Origin of the sequence: Halomonas citrativorans (genome assembly GCF_014898005.1) — a bacterium.
GTDB lineage: Bacteria > Pseudomonadota > Gammaproteobacteria > Pseudomonadales > Halomonadaceae > Vreelandella > Vreelandella citrativorans.
Genome location: NZ_JABUYX010000001.1, coordinates 289,835 through 301,600, shown reverse-complemented (window position 1 = coordinate 301,600; position 11,766 = coordinate 289,835). Strand labels below are relative to the sequence as shown.

Genomic DNA, 11,766 nt, shown 5'->3' with positions numbered 1-11,766 from the left:
AAACCTTCCCTAGTCGTTAACCTTGAGCACAGCGAGGAAGGCATCCTGGGGAATTTCAACGCGCCCCACCTGCTTCATCCGTTTTTTACCGGCTTTCTGTTTTTCCAGCAGTTTTTTCTTACGGCTTACATCACCGCCATAACATTTTGCCGTTACGTTTTTACGCAGGGCTTTTACGGTAGAGCGCGCCACTACCTGACCACCGATAGCGGCCTGAATGGCCACGTCAAACATCTGGCGCGGAATCAGCTCTTTCATTTTCTCGACCAGCAGCCGACCGCGGCTATGGGCATGATCACGGTGAATAATCACCGCGAGGGCATCTACCTTTTCGCTATTGATCAGCACGTCCAGGCGCACCAGCTTGGCCGCTTCGAAACGCTCGAAATTGTACTCAAGCGACGCGTAACCGCGGGAGATGGATTTCAGACGGTCGAAGAAGTCCATGACCACTTCCGACATCGGCAACTCATAGGCTAACTGAATCTGGTTACCCAGGAACTGCATGTCTTTCTGGGTACCGCGGCGCTGCTCACACTCGGTAATGACGTTACCCACAAACTCCTGAGGCACCAGAATACTGGCCCTCACGATGGGCTCACGCATCTCATCCACGTCTGCCATATCCGGCAGTTTGGAGGGGTTGGAGATGTAAGTGACATCACCATTCTTCATCGCAAGCTCGTATACCACGGTAGGTGCCGTGGTAATCAGGTCAATATTGTATTCGCGCTCAAGCCGCTCCTGGATAATCTCCATGTGGAGCGTGCCCAGGAAACCGACGCGAAAACCAAAGCCCAGAGCATCCGAGTTTTCCGGCTCATACTCTAAAGAAGCATCGTTAAGCGCGAGCTTTTCAAGCGCATCCCGGAAGTCTTCGTAGTCATCAGCACTGACGGGGAACATCCCGGCATACACCTGAGGCTTCACCTTCTGAAAACCAGGCAGACGCGGCACGTCGGGCGTCTTGGTATGCGTGATAGTGTCACCCACCGGCGCACCGTGAATCTCTTTAATGCCTGCGACAATAAAGCCCACCTCACCCGCGCGCAGGATATTGGTCTCTTTGCGCAACGGAGTAAAAATGCCCACTTCAGTGGCGTTCCAGTCGCGGCCCGTTGACTTGATACGGATCTTGTCGCCCTTGCGCAGCGTGCCATCAAACAAGCGCACCAGCGAGACAACGCCCAGATAGTTATCAAACCAGGAGTCAATGATCAATGCTTGCAGGGGGGCATTCCGGTCACCTTTGGGCGGCGGGATATCACGCACCAAACGTTCAAGCAGTCCTTCAATGCCGATACCGCTTTTGGCGGACACCTGACAAGCGTCTGTGGCGTCGAGACCAATGATTTCCTCAACCTCTTGCGCCACCTTGTCCGGGTCGGCTTGGGGTAAATCGATTTTATTGAGGACCGGCAATACTTCCAGGCCCTGCTCGATGGCGGTATAGCAGTTAGCCACCGACTGCGCCTCAACCCCTTGGCCCGCATCTACGACCAGCAGCGCCCCTTCGCAGGCATACAGTGAGCGCGATACTTCATAGGAGAAATCCACGTGGCCTGGCGTATCGATGAAATTAAGCTGATATACCTCGCCATCGGCCGCAGTGTAATCGAGCGTCACCGATTGCGCTTTAATGGTGATACCACGCTCGCGCTCAATGTCCATGGAGTCGAGCACTTGCTCTTTAAGCTCACGCTGGGTCAATCCACCGCAGGTTTGGATCAAGCGATCAGAGAGCGTTGATTTCCCGTGATCGATATGAGCGATAATTGAGAAGTTTCTTATGTTCTTTAAATTACTGCTAGAAACGTCGTGGGACATCGAGAGTGGTCTGCCTTAGTGGTACGTAAGCGGCTTTATTACCAGCCGCCTCGAGAGTTTAAAGCCCGAAAACAGCTGGCATGTTGGCCACTTTGCCTATTTCCGTTAAAAAGATAAGCGCTATTGTAGCGATATGTGCGGGATAGGAACAGCAGTCCGGCGAGAACCGCCGGACTGGGTAGGCAGAGAAGGTCTTATTCCAGACGTAAAGCTAAAAACAGTGAGCGACCCTCACGGTAAACACGTACTGGAATTGCCCGATCACTGGGTAGCTGTTCAACAATGTCTAACAACTCATCCGGAGAAGACACGCTGCGGTGATCAACACTTACCAGTACATCGCCAACGTGGAGGCCCGCTTGAGCGGCAACGCTACCCGGCTCAATCTGACGCACTGCAACGCCCCCCTCAATATTTAGGCGCTCACGCATCGCGTCATCCAACTCGGCAACCGAAATGCCCAAACGCACCTGATTGTTGCTTTCATCACCTTGTGTGGCTACTTCGGAATCGGGCCAATGACCCAGCGCTACCGTCTCCGTTACCTCTTCGCCATCGCGCATTAAGGTAAGCTCCACATCACTTCCAGGCGTAACACGGCCAATTAAGCGCGGCAGCGTGCTTGAGCGATCAACCTCTTCGCCATTGACGCCAGTAATCACGTCGCCAGCACGCAAGCCGCCTTGCGCTGCAGGACCTTCCGGGTCAAGGTCAGCAATGAGCGCCCCACTTGCGTTTTCCATACCAAAGGATTCGGCCAAATCCTGAGATACAGGTTGAATCATGACGCCTAGCCAACCACGATCAACGCGTCCCTCTTCACGCAGTTGATCAGCAACGTCCATGGCGACATTAATGGGTATCGCAAATGAAAGTCCCATAAAGCCGCCGCTACGGGTAAAGATTTGCGAGTTAATCCCGACGACTTCTCCGTCAAGGTTAAACAGCGGCCCACCGGAATTACCAGGGTTGATCGCCACATCCGTTTGAATAAAAGGAACGTAGGCATCACGCGGCAATGTGCGATTAATCGCGCTGATAATGCCTGCAGTGACGGAATGATCAAACCCGAACGGAGAGCCAATCGCGGCTACCCACTCACCCACTTTAAGATCGTCAGAATTGCCAAGATTCAAGACCGGTAACTCAGAGGCATCAATTTTTAAAAGTGCAACGTCGGTCTGAGCATCGCTACCGACCAACTCAGCGGAAAGCTCTCGATGGTCATTCAAGCGCACCAATATCTCGTCAGCATCCTGGACAACGTGGGCGTTAGTCATGATATAGCCATCATCGCTAATCACGAACCCAGACCCCAGCGACTGACGCTCTTCACCACGCCCTTGTCCGCCACTACCTGGCGGGGCTGGAAAACTATCGCCGAAAAAATGCCGGAAAATCTCAGGTATCTCTTGCCCACCGAACCCACCCATTGAAGGGCCACTACTGCGTTGCACGGTACGGCTGGTTGAAATATTGACAACGCCTGGCGCGGCCTCTTCAACCAACTCTGTGAAATCGGGTAAATTATAGGCATAGGCATTTTGGCCTATCATCAATAATGTGGCCATGCATAGCCATAATGCGGAAGGAAGAACCAAGCGCTTCATGTAAGAGCTCCTAATAAAGCAGACATCAAACGAAGGAAGTGCAACTCACCATGAGATGCAGGACGCCTAACTGACCAATTGAGGGCGAAAGCGTTCCGTTCGCCCGCTAAGCAATTTTTTTAAAATCACACACCCAATGAACAGCGTCATAAAAAAACTGGCGGGCGCCCACCACTCAGCCCCACCTAACGCTGCAACCCCTCCTGATAACAGTAGCGCAACCAATAACGGCAGCGCATAGACAAGCAAGGCTAACAGGGTAATATCGGAACGGCCAAGAGTAAGCGTTACGCTTGTACCAAGCGGGTAGTGCTCGCAAAGTTGGGAGGCATAAGGGGTTTTGACTTCAATACGCTGGTGCTGCTGACGCGCCAACACGCCCATGCCACATCCACGGCCCCGGGCACACTGCTGGCAACTCTCTTTAACCGACACATCGACTAACAGCCCTCGCGGGGTGTAGCCAACAACGCGACCGGCACGCAGCAAGGCATCACTTTCAGATTTCATCAACGCATTAATACCTTGGCTGGACTGATTGAGCTGTAGAACATGCGCACAATGTAAATAAGAAAAATTAGTCAAACTCAACCGATTGAACAATACGCTGAAGCATTGAAGGGGGAACTTCACCAATACCGACGAGCTGCCAGTACTGCTCGCCTTCAGCATATTCGTCAACCGCTATCGACGAAACACCAATTTGGTGGACGCCGCGATTCAACTCTTGCGGCCCCGCTTGAGGCTCGGCAAAAATGCTAATGGTGGCCAAACCGTCGCTATACAAACGCTGATGCGCCTCGTCATCCTGGGAGAATGTCGGCTGAGCGACAAACCCTTCGGGCAGCCATGAAGGCTGCCAAGCGGGCTCTGTGCTGACGGGCAACGCATCAATGACAACCTCACCTGTATAGCGCTCGGGCTCATTTAATTGTGTTATTTGAAAGGTTTCTAAAATACGACCCGTTGAATCGCTTAACACATGTTTTAACAATAACCCGGTTGCATTATCCAACCACCACTCATGGGTATAACGCTGCTGGTCATGCGGCTCAAATCGAAGCGTTGCCGCCTCGCGCCCCGCGACTCGGACGTCTTCATCCAGCGAAATATCGTAAAACTGAGAAGCGTGGTCAACCCACCCTTCCAGAGAAGGGAACGCACCGTTTTCGCTTTTTTCTGACCAAGCCAGCTGTCCTACGCGGGAGCGACGCTCGACGCTTACAGAGGGGCCATCAAGCTGCTGAACAACTTGCTGGCGAACACCATCCTGAATGCGATGAGAAAGCGCTAGCGTGCGCACATCAATGGCATTAATTGCCACGGCCCGCGCTTGAAACGTATAACAATGGCTCGCCTGTAAACTTCTTTCCAGCCACACCTGAACATTGCCAGATGCATTTTCAGAGGGCACATCCGCACACATGCCCCGTTCATCAGTTTGTGCATAGAGCTGTAAAGGCAACAGGCTAATGCTCAATAACGCAGCAGAAGCCATCCACCTGTTTCGCCAGGTCACCATCATGCGGGTTTATTCCCATATCTATCGGTAGCCACTCTTAGCCTGCTGTTACCTGCCATCCTTCAAATGCCTATCTCGAAATCAAGGCATTTTCCCGAGTTATACCTTACGAATACGTGTTTAAAATGCGTATTCAGGTGCCTCACTCAGAAAGCATTGTCATAACATGTTAGCGTTGGCCTAGCGGTTCAGTGACAGAAGAACGCATCAATGGCATCCAGCTTTCGCCATTGCCATAAGCGGCACCCTGAGAATGCTGCTCCAGATACGACTGCAGAAGCCTGATCTGATCAACATCAATAGTGGTACCTTGCTGTGCGGGAGCACTTTGAGCCACGGCGGCTGAAGCAAAGCCCGTTTCGCTTACGTTCATTAGCCCGTTTTGCGCTTGACCATTAACCCGAAAAGGCGTTGGTTCAAACATCGGCATGCTGGCAGAGGTCATTGACGCTGGCTGCGAGGCGGCAAGGTTGACAGGCTGAACCTGACCCGCTGCACCTCCGCCCGCCGAGGACGTTGCCGCAACAGTGTTGCCTGGCTCAATACTTTCACCGTCAGCACCAAAGAACTGAACACCAGTAATCACCATAAGTGATACCGCTGCTGCAACACCGGCGCCGCGAGCAAAAGAGATGTTACTTGACCGAGCAGGGGTTGACGCTGGGGCGTCAGCCATCATCGGAGCAGGTTCATCCTGTAAACGCGCCATAATACCGGCGGAAAGGTCGGCGCTCACATCAACACTCCGCTCACGCTGCATCATGCTACGAGCCAAGTGGTAACGTCGCCACGTATCTGCCGCATCAGCATCATTTGGCAGTGCCTTCAACACTCGGCGTAGTTCCAGCTCATCACTTTCGCTATCCATTAATGCTGAAAGCGATTCCCGTGTGTTTTGACTCATACTTCACACCCTCACACTGTGTTAAATGAAGCCTTACCGCAGCACGGCAAATAAGCAGCGACCGCTGTAACAACTCCACTGGCCAAGATCTGATAACAACTCGCTTAGTGCAACGCACCTCGCATGATGCTGCCTCATTCTTTGGTACATCAGCCGCTTGATGCGACATGGTAGCTCTAAAGCGTCACGGCTGCTTGTTCTCATCCGCTCAACGAAAGCAACTGATGAGTATGACGCCTTGCCTGCCAGACAGTTCACAAAAAAAGGAAAAACGTAATTTTCTGTGTCCTGACCGTTACCTGCAACTTTTACCTGCAACTTCCAGCAGCACTGTGTTTATTCAGTTCTATCGACCACTATTCGTCGCGACTGTTCCGTGCAGTCGTCACTAACGGTCGAATGTGTTCATCCACCGCTTCACGCGCGCGAAAAATCCGCGAACGCACAGTCCCCACTGGGCACTGCATTACCTGAGCAATATCTTCGTAGGCAAGGCCGTCCAGTTCGCGCAGCGTAATGGCCGTACGTAGATCGTCCGGTAGCTTTTCAATCGCCTCAAAAACGGCGGCTTCAAGTTGATCACGTGCAATAGCAGCTTCTGGCGACTCGGCATCTGCCAATCGGCCACTCTGGTCGACAAGCTCTGCATCCACAATGTCCAGGTCGCTACCAGGTGGCCGTCGGCCCCGAGATACCAGATGGTTTTTAGCCGTATTGATAGCAATGCGATACATCCAGGTATAGAAAGCACTTTCAGCACGAAACTTACCAAGCGCTCGATAGGCTTTGATAAACGCTTCCTGGGCCACGTCCTGGACCTCAGAGTGATCGTGTACGTAGCGACCGATCAAACCAATAATTTTATGCTGGTATTTTTTTACCAGCAGATCAAACGCGCGCGTATCACCTTTTTGGGCACGTTCGACAAGCTGTTGATCCGTTTCCCGAGTGCCCATTCACACGCCCCTCCAGCTCGTACGACATGCGTCGAGCCCTATTTCTGCCACCCCTTTTGAGCGGGCCTTCACAGCAAGCAGCATAGCGTCCCTTGGGCATTAATTAATGACAATGATGACAGCGGCGACCAATATGCCGCTGTGTTTATGATTCATAACGCTAAGTGTTACGCGTTCTGTACGAGGCATCAAGCGCTTACACACTACTTGCAAAATCTTGAAGCTGACACTGCTCAACGCTTTCAAGTTCCTCAAGAATTGATTTTTACCACCCTGACACGCCATAGTAGGCGTTATTTTTCGCTCACTGCGCACGCATAGGTAGCTAGATGTCAGAACAACAGGTCCATAACCTTAACGTCCTCGCCCAGGATGTCCTCACCACACCCGACGCACTCAAGCGGGCGGTTCCTCTTACCGATACCGCTGAACGTACGGTCATTGAAGGGCGTCAAACCATTCAGAATATTCTGGATGGTAAAGATCCACGCCTGTTAGTTGTCGTCGGCCCCTGCTCTATCCACGATGTAGACGCAGCGCTGGATTACGCCCGCCGCTTGCGCAAACTGGCCGACCAGGTCAGCGATAGTCTTTATATCGTGATGCGCGTGTATTTTGAAAAGCCTCGCACAACGGTCGGCTGGAAAGGCCTTATCAACGACCCGCACCTCAACGACTCCTTTGAGATTGATGAAGGCCTGCATATTGCGCGCAAGCTGCTGGTCGACCTGGCGGACATTGGTTTGCCGCTGGCGACCGAAGCACTCGACCCCATTTCGCCTCAATATCTGCAAGACTGTATCAGTTGGTCAGCGATTGGTGCACGTACCACTGAGTCACAAACCCACCGCGAAATGGCCTCAGGCCTCTCCTCACCGGTCGGTTTTAAAAACGGTACCGATGGCAGCCTGGACGTCGCTATCAATGCGCTGCAGTCCGTGGCGAGCCCGCATAACTTCCTGGGCATTAACCCAGCCGGTCAAGTAGCCATTATTCGCACCCGAGGTAACGCATACGGCCACGTCGTTCTACGGGGCGGTAACGGCAAACCCAATTACGACAGTGTTAGCGTGACGCTGGCTGAAAAAGAGCTTAAGAAAGCCAACCTTTCTGCCAATATCATGATCGACTGTTCTCACGCCAACTCTAATAAAGACGCGGCCTTACAGCCGTTGGTATTGGAGAACGTGACCAACCAGATTCTTGAAGGCAACACCTCTATCATCGGCCTGATGGTGGAATCCAATATCGGCTGGGGCAATCAAAAAGTTCCCGCAGACCTAAGCCAACTGCAGTACGGTGTTTCCATTACGGATGCCTGCATCGACTGGGATACGACGGTAGAAACGTTTACCCGCATGAACGACAAGCTGGCACCGGTACTTGCCAAGCGCATTGCGCAGTAACCCGACCGCACGCACATGCCCCGCTATGGCGTCAGCCATAGCGGGAGGATGACAGATGACTTATGGATGAATCTCGCGCCTGAATGGTGGTAAAGCATCCAGTAGCGCCTGACCGTAGCGCCGGGTAATCACACGCTTGTCCAACAACGTAATGACCCCCTGGTCGCTCTCTTTACGAATCAGTCGCCCACAGGCCTGCACCAGTTTAATCGAGGCATCCGGCACGCTAATGCGCATAAACGAGTTCCCGCCCTGGCTCTCGATCCATTCGGCAAGCGTCGCCCCTACCGGGTCATCCGGCACTGAAAACGGCAGCCGCGTGATCACCACGTGGGTCAAATAGTCACCAGGCAGATCAATCCCTTCAGCAAAACTGGCTAGTCCGAAAATAATACTGCCTTTGCCCTTGTCGACCGCCGCGCGGTGCCGCTCAATTAACTCTCTTTTGGGCAGCGCATCCTGGGCAAGCACCCGCTCTCTGATGGCCGCTGGCAGGCTTTTCTCTACCGCGCGAAGCTGCGCACGAGAAGAAAACAGCACCAGGGCCGCCTCCTTCTCGGTCAATTGCGTGACAAACTGAGCGATCGCATTTTCATGTGCATCGCGATCACCCGGGTCCGTCGCCTCCTTTGGCACACGCAGCACCGCATTGGCATAATCAAACGGGCTGGGCAACGCCTGGTAGCGGTACCGATTAGCCAACCCGGCACGCTCCTGAATGCGTTCAAATCGACCCAGTGCCGTCAGCGTTGCCGAGGTGACCACTGCGCCATGGCAGCGCCCCCACAAATGCTTGGCAAGCGTATGGGCCGCTGATACAGGGCTTGCAGAAAACTCAATCTCAGGCTCACCCGCCACCCGACTTAGCGTAAGCCACCGAGCACTTGGCGGCGCGTTAGGGGCATCCTGTTCACTAAACGCTTGCCATAAGGCGTGGGCTTCCAGGGCGCGGCCATGCAGCAGGGCGACCAGTGGCAACCAGCTTTCCGCTTGTTCGCGATCAAGCCCGGTCTGCTTATCAGGATCAAGGCTTTCACGCAGAATCTCGCTGATGCTTTCCAGACAGCGCGAGAGCGTGGCAAACATCACCAGTAGCTGCTGCGCCTGTTCACGCAGCGCATCAGGCACCTGGCCTTTTTCAAACCGCGATTGCAGTGTGTTTTCTTCATCGGACAGCCCATTGGGCCGCCCTGCCAGCTGGTGCCCTACGCTAAACACATCGCCTAGTACAGGTTCCAGGCCATGGATGGCCTCGGGCAGGCTTGCCAGTAAGCGCGCGATGGTGGGCTGCACCGCCAACGCCTGATTCAGGTCGGTCAAACTGCTTTTAAGCGTGTTTAACCAACGCACACAGCCGTGTACGGCAAACCGGTGGGCGAAATGCGAAAGCGCCTTATCAGGCAGGTGATGGCCTTCATCAAAGACAAAAATGCAGTCGGCAGGATCCGGCAAAATCGCCCCACCTCCCAGCGCCAAATCCGCCAGCACCAGGTCATGGTTGGCAACGATAACATCCGCATTTTCAAGATCACGACGCGAGCGAAAAAAAGCACAGGCGCCAAAGTGGCCACAGCGCCTACCGGTGCATTGGCGGTGGTCTACCGTTAGCCGCCGCCAGTGGGCATCATCAATGGTGGTGGGCCAGTTATCGCGGTCGCCCTCCCACTTACCCTGCCCATAGGCGTCCGTCATATCAGTGGCAAGCACGGTAAAATCGCTGCTTTCGGTTTGCAGCGACTGCTCGAATAGCGAAAGCGTCGGGTTAGGCTCAGCGCCTTCCATTACCTGGTCCAGCTTGGCCACACACACATACCGGCCGCGACCTTTGGCCAGCGCGTAACGAAAGGCAATACCGCTATGGCTGGCAAGCGCGGGCAGGTCTTGATTCAGCACTTGCTCTTGCAAAGCAACCGTAGCGGTCGAAATGACCAGCCGCTTACCACGCGCTTTCGCAATGGGTAATGCAGCGATCAGATACGCCAGCGTTTTGCCGGTGCCGGTGCCCGCCTCCAGCACACAGACATGGCTGTCGCTGGTGCGCTTGCCTTCGCTATCGCTTTCGATATCCCCTAACGTGCGGGCAATCTCAGCAATCATCAGGCGCTGCCCGTAGCGTGGCGTCAGCTCAAGCTTTTCCACCACGCGACGATAAGCGTCCTGAATATCGCTTTTTAGGGCATCATCAAGCATGTGCTTTACAGCATACCTTCCGGCGGATGTTCGCAGGGCAGTTTGCCGTTGATATAGCGTTCGATCTCAGGCAATGAGAAGGCATCTTCTTCGCCCACAAAGCTGATGGAAACGCCTTTGGCGCCTGCACGACCGGTACGACCAATACGGTGAACGTAGTCTTCCGGGTCTTCAGGCAGCGTGTAGTTGATGACGTGGCTTACGTCTTCAATGTGAATTCCGCGGCCTGCCACATCCGTAGCAACCAGTACTTGAATATCACCTTCGCGGAAACGCTCAAGCGTAGTGATGCGCTGGCTTTGCGGTACGTCACCCGACAGCATGGCCGCACTGATACCGGCTTTTTTCAGCAGGTCATCCAGCTTACGAACCAAATCGCGGCGATTACCGAATACCATCACACGCTCAAAGCTCTCTTGCTCAAGCAGGTTTACCAGCAGGCGCTGCTTATCGTCGTCCGAGACGAGATAAACACGCTGGTCAATATCCGCCTGGTTTTCAACCGTGACTTCAATCTCAACGTGGGCTGGGTTAACCGTCCACTGATTGGCCAGATTGAGAATATCGTCGGTAAAGGTGGCAGAAAACAGGAACGTCTGGCGCTCTTCTGTCTTCGGCGTGTAGCGAATAATACGCTTTACGTCAGGAATAAAGCCCATCGACAGCATACGGTCGGCTTCATCCAATACCAGCACTTCCACTTCAGAAAGGTCGATATCGCGCTTTTGATGGAAATCCAGCAAGCGGCCTGGCGTTGCGACCAGGATATCAATCTTTTTGCCCAAACTTTCGCGCTGCTTTTGATAGTCCATCCCACCAACAACGCTGGCCACGTTCAACTGCGTAAAGCGAGCAAGCGCCTTGGCGTCTTTTTCGATTTGCAGGGCCAACTCACGCGTAGGCGCAATAATCAGTGCTCGCGGCGCACCGGGCTTTTGACCATCAGGTGCAGGCTCTTCAAGGAAGTACGCCATTACCGAGATCAAAAATGCAGCCGTCTTGCCGGTACCGGTTTGCGCTTTACCCACTATATCGCCACCCAGCAGCGTTGCACGTAGCGCTTCAGCCTGGATCGGTGTGCAGTATTCAAACCCTTGGGCATGAATGGCGCGCATCAACGGTAGCGGCAGATCAAAGTCATGAAAGCGCCATTTGCCAGCCACGGCAGGCACCTGAAACTGACGAAGATCCCAGCTAGACTGGCGGCGACGCGGTTTCCGACGGCGACGTTTCGGCTTGCGGTTCTGGGCCGATGCTATGGTCTGTTCCGACTCGCTCATAGGCTATGTATCTGTCCATTACTGTGAATGTTAGGCATCACGAAGCGCGTATTGTATCAGGGGTTGGCGCT

Annotated in this window: 9 protein-coding genes; 1 reads left to right on the top strand and 8 read right to left on the bottom strand. The window is 53.7% G+C overall.

The window, feature by feature from the left end; all coding sequences use genetic code 11:
- Window positions 1-9 precede the first annotated feature (9 nt).
- From lepA to rpoE, 6 genes are all read right to left on the bottom strand, one after another.
- Window positions 10-1,827 carry a translation elongation factor 4 gene (lepA, locus tag INT20_RS01345; protein ID WP_172116405.1) on the bottom strand — a complete coding sequence of 606 codons (1,818 nt, stop codon included), beginning with the start codon at window positions 1,825-1,827 and terminating at the stop codon, window positions 10-12.
- A 194-nt stretch (window positions 1,828-2,021) separates the two neighbouring features.
- Window positions 2,022-3,437, bottom strand: a complete 1,416-nt coding sequence (locus INT20_RS01340) for a DegQ family serine endoprotease (protein ID WP_193053710.1) — start codon at window positions 3,435-3,437, stop codon at window positions 2,022-2,024.
- A 66-nt stretch (window positions 3,438-3,503) separates the two neighbouring features.
- Window positions 3,504-3,947: a SoxR reducing system RseC family protein gene (locus INT20_RS01335; protein WP_192526392.1), complete on the bottom strand. Its 444-nt coding sequence runs from the start codon at window positions 3,945-3,947 to the stop codon at window positions 3,504-3,506.
- Between the two features lie 67 nt (window positions 3,948-4,014).
- On the bottom strand, window positions 4,015-4,935 hold the full coding sequence (locus tag INT20_RS01330; protein ID WP_226911982.1) for a MucB/RseB C-terminal domain-containing protein: 921 nt from the start codon (window positions 4,933-4,935) through the stop codon (window positions 4,015-4,017).
- Window positions 4,936-5,128: 193 nt separating this feature from the next.
- Window positions 5,129-5,863 carry a sigma-E factor negative regulatory protein gene (locus INT20_RS01325; RefSeq protein ID WP_192526390.1) on the bottom strand — a complete coding sequence of 245 codons (735 nt, stop codon included), beginning with the start codon at window positions 5,861-5,863 and terminating at the stop codon, window positions 5,129-5,131.
- 356 nt (window positions 5,864-6,219) lie between these two features.
- Window positions 6,220-6,819 carry an RNA polymerase sigma factor RpoE gene (rpoE, locus tag INT20_RS01320; RefSeq protein WP_172116400.1) on the bottom strand — a complete coding sequence of 200 codons (600 nt, stop codon included), beginning with the start codon at window positions 6,817-6,819 and terminating at the stop codon, window positions 6,220-6,222.
- Between the two features lie 329 nt (window positions 6,820-7,148).
- Between rpoE and INT20_RS01315 the strand changes: the two genes are divergently transcribed.
- Entirely contained in the window at window positions 7,149-8,225 is a 1,077-nt protein-coding gene (locus INT20_RS01315; protein ID WP_192526389.1) for a 3-deoxy-7-phosphoheptulonate synthase, read from the top strand.
- 60 nt (window positions 8,226-8,285) lie between these two features.
- Here INT20_RS01315 and dinG read toward each other — a convergent pair whose 3' ends face one another.
- A complete protein-coding gene (gene dinG / locus INT20_RS01310; protein WP_193053709.1) occupies window positions 8,286-10,415 on the bottom strand; it encodes an ATP-dependent DNA helicase DinG in 2,130 nt (709 codons plus the stop codon).
- 5 nt (window positions 10,416-10,420) lie between these two features.
- On the bottom strand, window positions 10,421-11,695 hold the full coding sequence (gene rhlB, locus INT20_RS01305; protein ID WP_192526387.1) for an ATP-dependent RNA helicase RhlB: 1,275 nt from the start codon (window positions 11,693-11,695) through the stop codon (window positions 10,421-10,423).
- Window positions 11,696-11,766 lie beyond the last annotated feature (71 nt).